Annotated in this window: 14 protein-coding genes; 2 read left to right on the top strand and 12 right to left on the bottom strand. The window is 70.2% G+C overall.

Annotated elements, in window-relative coordinates; genetic code table 11:
• Nucleotides 1-33 precede the first annotated feature (33 nt).
• The 6 genes from hisF to hisD form a co-directional block, all read right to left on the bottom strand.
• Nucleotides 34-804 (bottom strand): imidazole glycerol phosphate synthase subunit HisF, encoded by a 771-nt coding sequence (gene hisF / locus E9934_RS02860; RefSeq protein ID WP_136561282.1) that lies wholly within the window; start codon nucleotides 802-804, stop codon nucleotides 34-36.
• On the bottom strand, nucleotides 801-1,538 hold the full coding sequence (gene priA, locus E9934_RS02855; protein ID WP_136561281.1) for a bifunctional 1-(5-phosphoribosyl)-5-((5-phosphoribosylamino)methylideneamino)imidazole-4-carboxamide isomerase/phosphoribosylanthranilate isomerase PriA: 738 nt from the start codon (nucleotides 1,536-1,538) through the stop codon (nucleotides 801-803). The genes hisF and priA overlap by 4 nt, the downstream gene beginning before the upstream one ends.
• Nucleotides 1,535-2,185 carry an imidazole glycerol phosphate synthase subunit HisH gene (gene hisH, locus E9934_RS02850; protein WP_136561280.1) on the bottom strand — a complete coding sequence of 217 codons (651 nt, stop codon included), beginning with the start codon at nucleotides 2,183-2,185 and terminating at the stop codon, nucleotides 1,535-1,537. The genes priA and hisH overlap by 4 nt, the downstream gene beginning before the upstream one ends.
• A gap of 61 nt (nucleotides 2,186-2,246) precedes the next feature.
• Nucleotides 2,247-2,858, bottom strand: coding sequence for an imidazoleglycerol-phosphate dehydratase HisB (gene hisB, locus E9934_RS02845; RefSeq protein ID WP_136561279.1), 612 nt, complete (start codon nucleotides 2,856-2,858; stop codon nucleotides 2,247-2,249).
• Nucleotides 2,855-3,994 (bottom strand): histidinol-phosphate transaminase, encoded by a 1,140-nt coding sequence (locus E9934_RS02840; protein WP_136561278.1) that lies wholly within the window; start codon nucleotides 3,992-3,994, stop codon nucleotides 2,855-2,857. Before E9934_RS02840 ends, hisB begins: the two co-directional genes overlap by 4 nt.
• Entirely contained in the window at nucleotides 3,991-5,295 is a 1,305-nt protein-coding gene (hisD, locus tag E9934_RS02835) for a histidinol dehydrogenase (RefSeq protein WP_136561277.1), read from the bottom strand. The genes E9934_RS02840 and hisD overlap by 4 nt, the downstream gene beginning before the upstream one ends.
• Nucleotides 5,296-5,355: 60 nt before the next feature.
• On the opposite strand from hisD, the gene E9934_RS02830 reads away from it, so the two are divergent.
• Both E9934_RS02830 and ybaK read left to right on the top strand, forming a co-directional pair.
• Nucleotides 5,356-6,021, top strand: a complete 666-nt coding sequence (locus E9934_RS02830; RefSeq protein ID WP_136561276.1) for an LON peptidase substrate-binding domain-containing protein — start codon at nucleotides 5,356-5,358, stop codon at nucleotides 6,019-6,021.
• Nucleotides 6,018-6,509, top strand: coding sequence for a Cys-tRNA(Pro) deacylase (ybaK, locus tag E9934_RS02825; RefSeq protein ID WP_136561275.1), 492 nt, complete (start codon nucleotides 6,018-6,020; stop codon nucleotides 6,507-6,509). The genes E9934_RS02830 and ybaK overlap by 4 nt, the downstream gene beginning before the upstream one ends.
• Here the strand turns inward: ybaK and E9934_RS02820 are convergent.
• From E9934_RS02820 to E9934_RS02795, 6 genes are all read right to left on the bottom strand, one after another.
• Entirely contained in the window at nucleotides 6,506-7,180 is a 675-nt protein-coding gene (locus E9934_RS02820) for a hypothetical protein (RefSeq protein ID WP_136561274.1), read from the bottom strand. The genes ybaK and E9934_RS02820 overlap by 4 nt on opposite strands.
• Nucleotides 7,180-10,755, bottom strand: coding sequence for a DNA polymerase III subunit alpha (gene dnaE, locus E9934_RS02815; protein ID WP_136561273.1), 3,576 nt, complete (start codon nucleotides 10,753-10,755; stop codon nucleotides 7,180-7,182). The genes E9934_RS02820 and dnaE overlap by 1 nt, the downstream gene beginning before the upstream one ends.
• A gap of 171 nt (nucleotides 10,756-10,926) precedes the next feature.
• Entirely contained in the window at nucleotides 10,927-11,868 is a 942-nt protein-coding gene (locus tag E9934_RS02810; RefSeq protein ID WP_136561272.1) for an RluA family pseudouridine synthase, read from the bottom strand.
• Nucleotides 11,865-12,428: a signal peptidase II gene (lspA, locus tag E9934_RS02805; protein ID WP_136561271.1), complete on the bottom strand. Its 564-nt coding sequence runs from the start codon at nucleotides 12,426-12,428 to the stop codon at nucleotides 11,865-11,867. The genes E9934_RS02810 and lspA overlap by 4 nt, the downstream gene beginning before the upstream one ends.
• Nucleotides 12,401-13,222 (bottom strand): TraR/DksA family transcriptional regulator, encoded by an 822-nt coding sequence (locus E9934_RS20410; protein ID WP_193556859.1) that lies wholly within the window; start codon nucleotides 13,220-13,222, stop codon nucleotides 12,401-12,403. The genes lspA and E9934_RS20410 overlap by 28 nt, the downstream gene beginning before the upstream one ends.
• A gap of 209 nt (nucleotides 13,223-13,431) precedes the next feature.
• The gene (locus tag E9934_RS02795; protein ID WP_136561270.1) at nucleotides 13,432-14,199 is read right to left on the bottom strand and encodes a DivIVA domain-containing protein; all 768 of its coding nucleotides are present in this window, start codon (nucleotides 14,197-14,199) and stop codon (nucleotides 13,432-13,434) included.
• Between the last annotated feature and the right edge of the window lie 95 nt (nucleotides 14,200-14,294).

Here is a 14,294-nt window from a genome sequence, read left to right as displayed (position 1 = left end):
GGCCCTGGCCGGCCTCCTCGAGGACCGGATGGCTCAGCGGATCGGATGGCCTGCGTCCGCGAGAGCGGACTTCACGTCACTGATGCGCAGCGTGCCGAAGTGAAAGACGCTCGCGGCGAGCACGGCGTCGGCGCCAGCGGTGACGGCCGGCGCGAAGTGGTCGACGGTGCCCGCTCCCCCGGAGGCGATGACCGGGATGTCGACGACCGAGCGGACCGCCGTGATCATCTCGACGTCGAAGCCGTCGCGGGTGCCGTCGGCATCCATGGAGTTGAGCAGGATCTCACCGGCTCCGAGCTCAGCGGCCCTGGCCGCCCAGGCGACGGCGTCGATGCCGGTGGACGTCCGACCGCCGTGGGTGGTGACCTCGTAGCCGGAGTCGGTCCGTACGTCGCCGCTCACCCGCCGGGCGTCGAGAGAGAGCACCAGCACCTGGTTGCCGAAGCGGTGGGCGATCTCCGCGATCAGCTCGGGTCGGGCGATCGCCGCCGTGTTGACGCCGATCTTGTCCGCGCCGGCCCGGAGCATCCGGTCGACGTCGTCGACCGACCGGATCCCCCCACCGACGGTGAGCGGGATGAAGACCTCCTCGGCGACCTTGCTGACCATCTCCAGGGTCGTTGCCCGGCCGTCGGACGACGCGGAGATGTCGAGGAAGGTCAGCTCGTCGGCGCCCTCGGCGTCGTAGGTGCGGGCCAGCTCCACCGGGTCGCCCGCGTCACGCAGGTCGGTGAAGTTGATGCCCTTGACGACGCGGCCCGCGTCCACGTCGAGGCACGGGATGACCCGTACCGCCAAGGTCACAGGAGACCACCCTGGGTGAGGGTCAGGGCGTCCTCGAGGGTGAACTGTCCGGTGTAGAGCGCCGTGCCGGCGATCGCGCCCTCGACGCCGACCTCGACCAGGTCCATGAGGGCCCGGATGTCGTCAAGCGTGGTGACACCGCCGGAAGCGACGATGGGCCGGTCGGTGGCGGCGCACACGTCCTTCAGCAGCTGCAGGTTGGGGCCCTGCAGCATGCCGTCCTTGTTGACGTCGGTGACGACGTAGCGGGCGCAGCCCTCGGAGTCGAGACGGGCGAGCGTCTCGTAGAGGTCACCGCCCTCCTGGGTCCAGCCGCGCGCAGCCAGCGTGCGGCCACGGACGTCGAGGCCGACGGCGACCCGGTCGCCGTACGTCGCGATCGCCTTCGCGCACCACTCCGGCTGCTCGAGGGCTGCCGTGCCGATGTTGACGCGACGGCAGCCCGTCGCCATCGCTGCCTCCAGCGACTCGTCGTCGCGGATCCCGCCGCTCATCTCGACCTTGATGTCGAGCCGGCCGACGATCTCCGCCTGCAGCGCGCGGTTCTGGCCGTGGCCGAAGGCCGCGTCGAGGTCGACCAGGTGCAGCCACTCCGCGCCAGCCTCCTGCCAGCGCAGCGCCGCTTCGATCGGGTCGCCGAAACGCTTCTCCGACCCGTCGACGCCCTGCACCAGCTGGACGGCCTGGCCGCCCTTGATGTCGACCGCGGGAAGCAGCTCCAGGTACGTGCTCACAGTGATGTCACCCAGTTCCTCAACAGTTGAGCGCCCGCGTCACCCGACTTCTCCGGGTGGAACTGCGTGGCGCACAGTGGTCCGTTCTCGACGGCCGCGACGAAGCGGTCGCCGCCGTGCTCCGCCCACGTCACCAGCGGCTGGTAGGCGTCGGGCGTGCGGTCGTTGGTGACGAGCTTCCAGTCCCGCACGCCGTAGGAGTGCACGAAGTAGAACCGCTCGTCCTGCAGGCCGTCGAAGAGGCGCGTGCCGGTGGGGACGTCGACCGTGTTCCAGCCCATGTGCGGCACGATCGGCGCCTGCAGGCGCTCGACGACGCCCGGCCACTCACCGCAGCCCTCGGTCTCGACGCCGTGCTCGATCCCCCGCTCGAAGAGGATCTGCATGCCGACGCAGATCCCCAGCACCGGGCAGTTGCCGGACAGTCGACGCGCGATGATCCGCTCGCCCCGGATCGCCCGCAGACCCTTCATGCAGGCCTCGTAGGCACCGACGCCCGGCACCAGCAGACCGTCGGCCGCCATGGCGGCGTCCAGGTCGGCCGTCAGGGTCACCGATGCGCCGGCGCGCTCGACCGCGCGGACGGCGGAGCGCAGGTTGCCGGAGCCGTAGTCGAGGACGACGACGGAGGGAGTACGGCCCGCCATCAGGCTGCGAGGGTTTCGAGGCTCGTCGCTAGCGCTCCTCGCGCCTCAACCACCGACGGGGTCACAGAGCGCCCTTCGTGGACGGGATCCCGGTCTCGCGCGGGTCGAGGGCGATCGCGTCGCGCAGTGCCCGGGCGAACGCCTTGAACTGCGTCTCGACGATGTGGTGCGGCTCGCGGCCCGCCAGCACCCGCACGTGCAGTGCGAAGTGGCCGTGGAAGGCGATCGACTCGAAGACGTGCTGGGTCAGCGAGCCGAGGTAGGACACGCCGGAGCCGCCGAGCTGGACGTACTGCTGGCCCTCCGGCTCACCCGTGTGCACGCAGTAGGGACGGCCGGAGACGTCGACGACGGCGTGCACCAGCGCCTCGTCGAGCGGCACGGTCGCGTCGCCGAAGCGACGGATGCCCGACTTGTCACCCAGCGCCTCGCGCAGCGCCTGGCCGAGAGCGATCGCGGTGTCCTCGGTGGTGTGGTGGGCGTCGATGTGGACGTCGCCCTCGGTCTGCACCGTCAGGTCGAGCAACGCGTGGCGCGCGAGCGCGGTGAGCATGTGGTCATAGAAGCCGACGCCGGTGGAGATGTCGTGGCGGCCGGTGCCGTCGAGGTCGACCTCGACGAGGACCTTCGACTCACTGGTCTGCCGCTCGACGCGGGCGGTCCTGGCAGTCATGCGCGCTCTCCATCTACATCGGTCAGTGCGGCCCGGAAGGCCGCCATTTCGTCGGGGGTGCCGACCGAGACCCGCAGCCAGCCGTCAGGCCCGGTCTCCCGGATCAGGACTCCCCGGTCGAGGAGACCCTGCCAGACAGCATGACGGTCGGCGAATCGTCCGAACAACACGAAATTGGCATCGGAGTCGGCAACGTCGTACGCCTCGGCGCGGAGCCAGTCGACCAGCGCGTCGCGCTCGGCCCGCAGCTCGTCGACCTTGCCCAGCAGCTCGGGTGCGTGCCGCAGGGCCGCGAGCGCGACGGCCTGGGTGACGGCCGAGAGGTGGTAGGGCAGCCGGACGACCCGGATCGCGTCGCAGATCTCGGGCGCGGCGGCGAGGTAGCCGAGCCGCAGGCCGGCGCCCGCGAAGGCCTTGCTCATCGTGCGCGTCACCACCAGGTTGCGGTACGACGGCAGCAGCTCGAGCGCGCTCGGCACCCCCGAGCGGCGGAACTCGCCGTAGGCCTCGTCGACGACCACGATCCCCTCATCGCCCGCGGCCTCGCAGAGCACGCCGACCGCCTCGGGCGGCAGCGCCGTGCCGGTCGGGTTGTTGGGGCTGGGCAGCAGGATCACGCTCGGCTGCTCGGTCTTGACCAGGTCGCGCGCGGCGTCGAGGTCGAGCGAGAAGTCCTCGGCACGGTGGCCGGCGACCCAGCGGGTGTTGGTGTCGCGGGCGTACTCCGGATACATCGAGTAGGTCGGCGCGAAACTCACCGCTGTGCGGCCGGGACCGCCGAAGGCCTGCAGCAGCTGCAGCATGACCTCGTTGGACCCGTTGGCCGCCCACACCTGCTCGGGCGCAATCGAAGACTCGGTGGTTGAGGTGCGAGCGCCAGCGAGCCTCGAAACCGCGTCCCGGGTCAGGTACGAGGCGAGCGCCTCCCGCAGCGCGACGAACTCGCGATCCGGATAGCGGTTCAGCGTCGCCGCCGCCTCCGCCGCGGAGGCCGCGATGTCCGCGATGCATGCCGCGGACGGCCCGTAGGGGTTCTCGTTGACGTTGAGCTGGACGGGGACCACGTCGATGGGCAGCTGCGGGGCGCCGTAGGGCTCGATCCCGCGCAGCTCGTCACGCAGCGGAGGGAACGTCACGATCGGCCGCCCGTCCGCACCGTGATCGCGGCGCCGTGACCGGGCAGGTCCTCGGCCTCGGCGAGCGTGACGACGTGACCGGCGACCTCGGCGAGCGCCTCGGCGGAGTAGTCGATGACGTGGACCGACTTGGTGAACGCGCGCACCGAGAGACCCGACGAGTGGCAGGCGCAGCCGGCCGTCGGGAGCACGTGGTTGGAGCCGGCGCAGTAGTCACCGAGGCTCACGGGGGCGTGCGGCCCGACGAAGATCGCGCCGGCGTTGCGCACCCGCGCAGCCCAGCCGGCAGCGTCATCGGTGTGGATCTCGAGGTGCTCGGCGGCATAGGCGTTGACGACCTCGAGACCCTGCTCGAGGTCACGCACCAGCACGATCGCCGACTGCTGCCCGCCGAGCGAGGTGGTGATCCGCTCGGCGTGCTTGGTCGCGGCGACCTGCGCCTCGAGCTCGGTCTCGACCTCGGCGGCGAGCCGCTCGGAGGTCGTCACCAGCACGGACGCGGCCAGCGGGTCGTGCTCGGCCTGGCTGATCAGGTCGGCGGCGACGTACGACGCATCGCCGGTGTCGTCGGCGAGGATCGCGATCTCCGTCGGACCGGCCTCGGAGTCGATGCCGATCTGGCCCTTGAGGATCCGCTTGGCGGTGACCACCCAGATGTTGCCCGGGCCGGTCACCAGGTCCACGCGCCTGCACGGCCCGGTGCCGTAGGCGAACATCGCGATCGCCTGGGCACCGCCGACGGCGTAGACCTCCTCGACGCCGATCAGCGCACACGCGGCCAGGATCGTCGGGTGCACCGAGCCGCCGAACTCCTTCTGCGGCGGGCTGGCCAGGGCGATCGACTCGACGCCGGCGGTCTGCGCGGGGACGACGTTCATCAGCACGCTCGACACCAGCGGCGCCAGGCCTCCGGGGACGTAGAGGCCGACCCGGCCGACCGGCACCTTGCGGTGCGTGACCCGGGCACCGGGGCCCAGCTCGGTGACGGCGTCGGTCTCGAGCTCGTTGGCGCAGGTCGCGCGCAGACGGCGGATCGACTCCTCCAGCCCGGCGCGGATGTCGGGGTCGAGGTCGTCGAGGGCAGCGCGCATCGCCGCCGGTGCGACCCGGATGTCATCGACGCGGACGCCGTCGAACCGCTCGCCGAACTCCACGATCGCGTCCAGCCCGCGGGTGCGGACCTCCTCGCAGATCGCATGCACCGCCGGGACCGCCGCCTCGACGTCGAAGTCGGCACGGGGCACGGCTGCGCGGTAGTCGACGGAGGCGTCGGCGTCACGCAGGTCGATGCGGCGGATCATGCTCCCGATTCTACGGGCGGTTGCGCCAGCACCCTGCGTCGCGGCGCTAGGTTGGACAACGTGAACGACCAGCTGCCGATGTTCCCCCTGAACTCGGTGCTGTTCCCCGGGGTGAGCATCCCGCTGCGGGTGTTCGAGGACCGCTATCGCTCCCTCGTGCACCACCTGCTGCGGATCGAGGACCCCGCCGAGCGCCTCTTCGGCTCGGTGGCCATCCGCGAGGGCTACGAGGTCGGCGATCACGGCAACCAGTCCCTGTTCCGCGTCGGCGTGCGGATGCAGCTCACCGACGTCGAGGCCCACAGCGACGGCACCTTCGACATCGTCGCGGTCGGACGCGACCGGATCCGGCTCGAGCGGCTACGGCCCGGCGAGACGTTCCCCGTCGGCGAGGTCGCGATCCTGGGCGAGTCCGCTGACGACGTACCGGCCGAGGTCATCGACCGCGCCCGGGCCACCTTCGTCGCCTACCGCCATCTGGTCCGCGAGATCTCCAGCGATCCACTCGAGGGCGAGCTGCCCAGCGATCCTGACTTCCTCGCCTGGACCCTCGCGGCCTGCAGCCCGCTCCCCCTCGCCGAGCGCCAGGAGCTCCTCGAGGCGCCCGATGCGGCCCAGCGGCTGATGCTGGTCACCGATCTGCTGCGGACCGAGCTGCACGCGATGAACGTCATCCCGTCCCTGCCGGCGACCGAGGTCAACCGCACTCGGTGGAGCCCCAATTGAGCAAACGCAAGACCGCCGGTGGTACCCCGGCGACGACGGCGCTCACCGCGGCCGGCGTGCCGTTCACGGTCCACGACTACGACCACGACCCCCGCTCGACGTCCTACGGGGAGGAGGCGGCCGAGGCGATGGGCATCGATCCGGCCCGGGTGTTCAAGACGCTCCTCGCCGACGTCGACGGCGCCCTGACGGTCGCCGTGGTGCCCGTCACCGGTCAGCTCGACCTTAAGGCACTGGCTCGCGCCGTCGGGGGTCGCAAGGCGGCGATGGCCGACCCGAAGGCGGCCGAGCGGGCCACCGGGTACGTCGTCGGCGGCACCTCGCCGCTCGGCCAGAAGCGGCCCCACCCGACCGTGGTCGACGCCTCGACCCTCGGGCACGACACGGTGTTCGTGTCGGCGGGTCGTCGTGGCCTGGAGGTCGAGCTCGCCCCCGACGCCCTCGTCGCGGCGACGAAGGCCGTGGTCGCGGAGATCGGCCGGACCTAGACCGATTCGGCCGGATCGGCGCGGTGCTGGGCGCGCGGGTCCGAGGGCAGGGTCGCGCCGGCCGTCGTGGCGAGGGCGAGCATCACCACCAGGTAGCCGAGCAGTGCACCGACGGGCCACACCAGCCAGGGCGTCGTGACGGGGATGATCCCGTCGTCGTCGCCGACCGCGTCGGCCAGCGAGTCGGGCAGGTCCAGCTCGTGGCTGGCGATCTCGAGGTGGCCGGGCAGCTTCGTGCCGATCTCGACCTTGGCGGCCTGCTCCTGCGGGTCCGGCGGGCTCTGCTCCTGACCGATCCAGGTCATCAGGCCCGCACCGAGCACGCTGGCGAGCAGCACGCCGACCAGCCCGGGGATCGCGTTGTTGCGTGCCCAGAGCCCCGCGGCGATGCCCAGCGCCAGCGCCAGGCCGACACCGATGACCACGAAGGTCGCCGTGCCCTTGAAGTCGGCGGTGATGCCGGGGTCGAACGGGTTGGGATACCAGGCGGGACCGGCGACGGTGTCATAGATCTGCCCGGACGGCGCGGGTCCCCACCAGCGCCACCACAGCCATCCGCCCAGGCCGCCCAGCGCGGCGCCGAGCGCCAGCGGTACGGCGACCGGCAGCGCCCAGGCGCGCGCACGGCCGACTGCGTCGGGCGCCGCGCGCCCGGTCTCGATGTCCTGCATCAGCCGAGACACCCCGGACCGAGGAGCTGCTTGAGGTCAGCGAAGAGTGCCGGGGTGGGAGTCACCCGGAGATTGTCCCCCAGACGCATGAGCTTGGTGGAGTCGCGGCTCAGCAACTGCAGCCTGACCTCGGTGAGTCCGGGGTGGGTGCCGAGGACGTCGCGCAACTGTTGGACCACCGGACCGGTGCACCGCGTCGAGGGCAGGCTGATCACGACCGGGCCGTCGCTGCCCCGGTCGAGGTCGGGCACCGTCACCTCCTGGCCGCGCAGCTGCGGGGCCTCCCGCTCGGTGTCGAGCTGGCCGCGGACACGGACGATCGCGTCCTCGGTGAGGTAGGGAGCGGCGAGGCGGTAGGAGCTCGGGAACAGCAGCACGTCGATGCCTCCCTCGAGGTCCTCGAGCGTGACGGTGGCCCACGGGTCGCCGTTCTTGGTGATCTTGCGCTGCACCGAGGTGATCAGTCCGGCCACCGTGACGGTGGAGTTGTGGGCCCGGTCCTCGTCGGTGACGAGCTGGCCGATCGTGCAGTCGGTGCCGTTGGACAGCACGTGCTCGAGACCGAGCAGCGGGTGGTCGGAGACATAGAGGCCGAGCATCTCCCGCTCGTGGCCGAGCAGGGTCATCTTGTCCCACTCGTCGATCTCGGGGATCGTCACCGTCACGCCGAACCCGCCGAAGCCTGCGTCGTCGGCACCCTCGTCGCCCAGGCCCGCGAAGAGCGAGTCCTGGCCGATCGCCTCGTTGCGCTTGATGTCGACGTACTGGTCGACCGCGGTCTCGTGGATCGCGACCAGCGCCCGCCGCTTGTGCTTCATGTCGTCGTAGGCGCCGGCCTTGATGAGCGAGTCGATGACGCGCTTGTTGCAGACGGTGGCGGGCACCTTCGACAGGAAGTCGTTGAAGTCGGCGAAGCGGGACTTCTCCGTGCGCGCCTCCACGATCCCGTCGACGACATTGGACCCGACGTTGCGGATGGCGGTGAGGCCGAAGCGGATGTCGCGGTCGACGGCGGTGAAGTTGTGGGCGGACTCGTTGACGTCGGGAGGGAGCACCTGGATCTTCATCCGGCGGCACTCGTTGAGGTAGATCGCCATCTTGTCCTTGTCGTCCTTGACGGACGTCAGGAGCGCGGCCATGTATTCGGTCGGGTAGTTGGCCTTGAGGTAGGCGGTCCAGTAGGTGATGACGCCGTAGGCGGCGGAGTGCGACTTGTTGAAGGCGTAGTCGGCGAACGGGAGCAGGATGTCCCAGAGCGTCGTGATCGCATCCTGGGGATAGCCGCGCTCCTGCATGCCGGCCTCGAAGCCGGCGTACTGCTTGTCCAGCTCCTCCTTCTTCTTCTTGCCCATCGCGCGACGCATGTTGTCGGCGGCGCCCAGGGAGAAGCCGGCGAGCACCTGCGCGATCGCCATCACCTGCTCCTGATAGACGATCAGGCCGTAGGTCTCGCCCAGCACCGGTTCCAGGGCCTCGGCGAGCGCCGGGTGGATGTAGTCGATCGGCTGGCGGCCGTTCTTGCGGTGGGCGTACTTGTTGTGCGAGTCGGCACCCATCGGGCCCGGCCGGTAGAGCGCCGAGACGGCCGTGATGTCGGCGAACTTGTCAGGGAGCATCGAGCGCAGCAGCGCCCGCATGCCGCCACCATCGAGCTGGAACACGCCGAGGGTGTCACCGCGGCCCATCAGCTCATAGGTCGCGCGGTCGTCGAACGGCAGCTCCTCGAGGACGACGTCCTCGCCCTTGTTGGCCTTGATGTTGACGAGCGCGTCCTCGAGGATGCGCAGGTTGGACAGGCCCAGGAAGTCCATCTTGACCAGCCCGAGCGACTCGCACATCGGGTAGTCGAACTGGGTGATGACCGCGCCGTCCTGAGGACGGGCCATGATCGGCACGATGTCCAGCAGCGGCTCACTGGACATGATCACGCCGGCGGCGTGCACGCCCCAGTTGCGGATCTGGCCCTCGAGGCCGAGCGCCGTCTGGTAGATCGTGCGGACGTCGCTGTCCTGCTCGTAGAGCGCGCGGAACTCGCCGCCGTCGTTGTAGCGCTTGTGCTCGGGGTTGAAGATCTCCTTGAGCGGGACGCCCTTGCCCATCACGTCGGGCGGCATCGCCTTGGTGATCTTGTCGCCGATCGCGAAGCCGTGGTCGAGCACCCGCGCGGCGTCCTTGATCGCGGCCTTGGACTTCAGCCGCCCGAAGGTCGCGATCTGGCAGACCCGCTCGGCGCCGTACTTCTCCGAGACGTACTGGATGACCTCACCACGACGGGCGTCGTCGAAGTCGATGTCGAAGTCGGGCATCGAGGGACGCTCGGGGTTGAGGAAGCGCTCGAAGTAGAGGCCGTGCTCCAGCGGGCACAGGTCGGTGATCCGCAGTGCGTAGGCGGCGATCGAGCCCGCTCCCGAGCCACGACCCGGTCCGACCCGGATGCCGTTGTCCTTGGACCAGTTGATGAAGTCGGCGACCACGAGGAAGTAGCCGCAGTAGCCCTTCTGGGCGACGACGGAGAGCTCCATCTCGACGCGGTCCTTGACCTCCTGGGTCAGCCGGTCGCCCGGGTAGCGGGACTCGATGCCGCGCCAGACCTCCTTGCGGAACCAGGTGTCCTCGGTCTCCCCCGCCGGGATGTCGGCCTTGGCCATGTAGCCGCCGGTGTTCTCGTTGAACTCCACCTCGCAGCGCTCGGCGATCGCGACCGTGTTGTCGCACGCCTCGGGCATCCCGAAGCGGTCGGCCCACAGCTCCCGCATCTCGGCGGCCGACTTGATGTAGTAGCCGCCACCGTCGAACTTGAGGCGGTTGGTGTCGGAGAGGCGCTTGCCCGACGCGACGCAGATCAGGGCGTCGTGGGCGTCGGCGTCCTCGGGGTTGTTGTAGTGCGAGTCGTTGGTGGCGATCGGCGGGATGCCCATCTCCCGGCCCAGGCGCAGCAGGTCGTCGCGCACCCGCTTCTCGATGGAGATGCCGTGGTCCATCAGCTCGAGGAAGACGTTGTCCTTGCCGAAGATCTCCTGCAGCTCGCCGGCCTCGCGCAGGGCCTCGTCGTACTGCCCCAGGCGCAGCCGGGTCTGGATCGCACCGCTGGGACAGCCCGTCGAGACGATGAGGCCCTTGCTGTGCTCGGCGAGGATCTCCTTGTCCATCCGGGGCTTGAAGTAGTAGCCCTCGAGGCTGGAGCGCGACGACAGCCGGAAGAGGTTGTGCATGCCCTCCGTCGACTCGGCCCACATCGTCATGTGGGTGTAGGCGCCGCCGCCGGCGACGTCGTCGCCACCCTCCTCGGCCAGGTCACCCTTGCCCCAGCGGACCCGCCGGCGCTCGCCCCGCGGGGTCCCCGGCGTGACGTAGGCCTCGATGCCGATGATCGGCTTGACGTCGTACTTCTTGGCCTTGGAGTAGAAGTCGTAGGCACCGTGGAGGTTGCCGTGGTCGGTCATCGCGATCGATGTCATGCCCAGGTCGCGCGTCCGGGTGAACAGCCCGTCGAGCAGCGAGGCGCCGTCGAGCATGGAGTACTCGGTGTGGACGTGCAGGTGGACGAAGTCCGACCCCCCGGAACCGGCTGCCATCTGTGGTCTGACTCCTCGCGGGAACTCGTGGTGGACGGTCGATGTGCTGTCAGTCGGGGAAGGAGATCAGCGTACGCGACCCGTTGGAGTGATCGTGGCAGGCACCTCCGACAGTCCGGTCCCTGAGCAGGGTCGAGCAGAGGGGGCGAGCAGAGGGCCGGGCGGAGGTGCTCAGTGTGTGGTGCGGACGACCTCGAGGGCCTGCGCCAGGTCGTCGGGGTACGACGACTCGTACTCGACGTAGCTGCCCGTCTCCGGGTGCTCGAACCCGAGCTTCACGGCGTGCAGCCACTGGCGCTCGAGGCCCACGCGGCGGGCCAGCACCGGGTCGGCGCCGTAGGTGATGTCGCCGACGCAGGGGTGCTTCAGGGCGCTCATGTGGACCCGGATCTGGTGGGTGCGGCCGGTCTCGAGGTGGATCTGCAGCAGGCTCGCGAAGCGGTGCGCCTCGAGCGTCTCGTAGTGCGTGACGCTGTGGCGCCCGTCCTCCATGACGGCAAACTTGTAGTCGAACCTCGGGTGCCGGCCGATCGGCGCGTCGATGGTGCCCTCCAGCGGGTCCGGGTGCCCCTGGACCAGCGCGTGGTAGGTCTTGTCGACGGTCCGCTGCCGGAAGGCGTTCTTGAGCAACGAGTAGGCGTGCTCGGACTTCGCGATGACCATGACGCCCGAGGTGCCGACGTCGAGGCGCTGCACGATGCCCTCGCGCTCCTTGGCCCCGGAGGTCGAGATCCGGAAGCCGGCACCGGCGAGGTGCCCCACCACCGTCGGACCGCGCCAACCCGGCGAGGGGTGGACAGCGACGCCGACAGGCTTGTCGATCACGACGATGGCGTCGTCGTCGTGGATGATCCTGATGCCCTCGACGAGCTCGGGCACGACCTCGAGCGGATCGGCCTCGGCGGGGATCTCGACGTCGAGGACGGCGCCGCCGAGGACCCGCTCGCTCTTGCCGGACACCACTGCCCGATCGAGCCGCACCCGGCCGTCGGTGATCAGCTCGACGGCCCGGGTCCGCGAGACACCGAAGAGCTGCGCCATGACGACGTCGATCCGCTCACCCTCCAGGCTCTCCGGGACCGCGAGGCTGCGGTGGTCGACCGTGCCGCTCACTTCTCGACCTCGACCCGGCTGCCATCGAGCTGGATCCCCCGGAACACCTGGATCAGGATGAGGCCGACACCGACGTTGATGCAGATGTCGGCGACGTTGAAGACCGGCCAGTTCGGCAGCATGAGGAAGTCGACGACGTGACCCCGGAACGGTCCGGGGTCACGGAACAGGCGATCGATCAGGTTGCCGCCGATCCCGGCCAGCAGGAATCCGAGGCCGACGGCCCACAGCCTGCTCCGCAGCCGCAGGCTCAACCACAGCACCACCACGGTCGCCGCGCACGCCAGACAGGCCAGGACGACAGTGAAACGGGTGCCGAGGCTGAAGGCGGCGCCGGGGTTGTAGGTCAGGTGGAGCTGCAGCAGCTCCCCCACCACCGGTACGTCGGGCTCGTCGGTGAGATGGCGGACAGCGAGCACCTTCGTGACCTGGTCGACGGCCAGGAGCATGCCCGCGACAGCGACGAACAGGAGCCAGGTGCGGGACGACGCGAGCAGTCCGGTCGGGGCCGAGCCGGGGTCGTCGCGGTCGTCTACCGGCGTTCCTCGCGCTGCTTGCATGGCAGGCACAGTGTGGCACGGGGAAAGGCCATGAGCCGCATCTTGCCGATCGGGTTGCCACACGACTCGCAGACGCCGTAGGTGCCGTCGTCGATCCGCGCCAGCGCCCGGTCGATCTGGGCGACCTTCTCGCGCTCGCTGTTGAGGACCGTCAGCTCGTGGTCACGCTCGAAGCTGGTCGCGCCGAGGTCGGCCTGGTCCTGGCCGGCTCCGTCTCCGGAGTCGCGCAGCAGGCCGCTGAGGTCGGCCTCCTGCTCCTCGAGGATCTGCGCGCTCTTGGTCCGCTGCTCGTGCAGCTCCTGGAGGAGCTCGGCCAGCTCCTCCTTCGACCACTGGGCCTCGCCCTCGAGGACGACGAGGGCCGACGGCGCGGCCTTCTTCGCGGGAGCCGCCTTCTTCGCGGGGGCCGCCTTCTTCGCGGGAGCGGCCTGCTTCGCGGGAGCCGCCTTCTTCGCGGGCGCCGCCTTCTGCGCGGGCGCGGCCTTCTTCGCGGGCGCTGCCTTCTTGGCGGGCGCTGCCTTCTTCGCGGGAGCAGCCTTCTTCGCGGGAGCCGCCTTCTTCGCGGGAGCGGCCTTCTGCGCTCGCTTCGCTCGCGCGGCTTCTTGCTCGTCGCCGCCGCTCGCCCTCGTCCCTCGGGCGGCGCCGCTCCTCGCTGCGTTCGCCTTCGCAGGGGCAGCCTTCTTGGCGGGCGCGGCCTTCTTCGCAGCCCCCGACTTCGCCGGCTCCGCGTCCTTGCGGGGGCGGATCAGCTTGCGTGCGGCCGTGGCGAGCGACTTCTTCGTACTGCGAACCATGGGTGCTCCTCGAAGCGGGCGACGCGCGATCGGCGGACCGCAGCCGTGCAGGGAGGGTAGCGGCTGACGGAGTGCACTCCAAGCAGGCTCACCGGCGAGAGACGCCCCTGCCGGCACCACGCAACACCGGCCGGCCCGCCGAAGCGGGCCGGCCGGTGCCGGTGATGTCCTGGCCTGCCCGGAGGCAGGCGACTCTCAGCGCGAGAGGATCAGGCCTCTTCCTCACCGAGGATGGACCGCAGCCGCTTGGGCGCCGGAGCCTCCTCGGCGGGGGCCAGCGTGTCGCCGGGCGTCTGCAGGGACTCGAGCTGCTGGGTGAAGTAGCTCTTGAGCCGCGAGCGGTACTCCCGCTCGAAGGAGCGCAGCGTCTCGACCTCGGCCGACAGCTTGTCGCGCTCGCGCTCCAGGTCGCCGAAGAGCTGGGTGCGACGCTCGGCGGTCTCGCTGTCGAGCATCTCGGCGCGGGTGCGGGCATCCGACTCGAGCCGGTCGGCCTTGACCTTCGCCTCGGACTCGAGGCGCTCGGACTTGGTGCGCGCCTCGCCGACGATCTTGTCGGCCTCGTTCTTCGCGTCCTCGACGAGCTCGTCGGCGTTGCGGGTGGCGATCTCGAGCAGACGGGCAGCGGCGTTGGACGCCTCGGGGACGGTCTCGACGCGGATCGTCTCGACGCCTGCCTCGACGGGAGCGGCGGGCGCGGCCGGCACCACGGTGGCGACCTCGACCGGGGCCGGCTGGGGCGTCGGCTCCGGGACGACGACCTCGGGAACCGGCGCGAGCGTCGGGGCCTCGAAGGACGACGTACCCGACTGGGCGGCGGCCAGCTTGGCGCGCAGGTCGTCGTTCTCCTGGGTGAGGCGTGCCAGCTCGGCCTCCACCTCATCCAGGAACTGGTCGACCTCGCCCATGTCGTAGCCCTCGCGCAGCCGGACCGGCGTAAAGCGCTTGTTGCTCACGTCCTCAGGCGTCAGCGGCATGACCTCACCTATCTTCGCAAAGTTCGGGAACACGGTGTCGACGGACACGGTGTCGAATCTTCCGTACCGAACCTTAGCGCCTGGATGGGCAATGC

This window comes from Nocardioides caeni (assembly GCF_004912195.1).
GTDB lineage: Bacteria > Actinomycetota > Actinomycetes > Propionibacteriales > Nocardioidaceae > Nocardioides > Nocardioides caeni.
This window is presented reverse-complemented; position numbering and strand designations above follow the sequence as displayed.

What these genes read in the sequence shown, in the direction of transcription:
- hisH (WP_136561280.1), bottom strand. Translation starts at nt 2,185, where the DNA reads ATGGCGGGCCGTACTCCCTCCGTCGTCGTCCTCGACTACGGCTCCGGC.
- hisB (WP_136561279.1), bottom strand. Translation starts at nt 2,858, where the DNA reads ATGACTGCCAGGACCGCCCGCGTCGAGCGGCAGACCAGTGAGTCGAAG.
- hisD (WP_136561277.1), bottom strand. Translation starts at nt 5,295, where the DNA reads ATGATCCGCCGCATCGACCTGCGTGACGCCGACGCCTCCGTCGACTAC.
- E9934_RS02820 (WP_136561274.1), bottom strand. Translation starts at nt 7,180, where the DNA reads ATGCAGGACATCGAGACCGGGCGCGCGGCGCCCGACGCAGTCGGCCGT.
- dnaE (WP_136561273.1), bottom strand. Translation starts at nt 10,755, where the DNA reads ATGGCAGCCGGTTCCGGGGGGTCGGACTTCGTCCACCTGCACGTCCAC.
- lspA (WP_136561271.1), bottom strand. Translation starts at nt 12,428, where the DNA reads ATGCAAGCAGCGCGAGGAACGCCGGTAGACGACCGCGACGACCCCGGC.
- E9934_RS20410 (WP_193556859.1), bottom strand. Translation starts at nt 13,222, where the DNA reads ATGGTTCGCAGTACGAAGAAGTCGCTCGCCACGGCCGCACGCAAGCTG.
- E9934_RS02795 (WP_136561270.1), bottom strand. Translation starts at nt 14,199, where the DNA reads ATGCCGCTGACGCCTGAGGACGTGAGCAACAAGCGCTTTACGCCGGTC.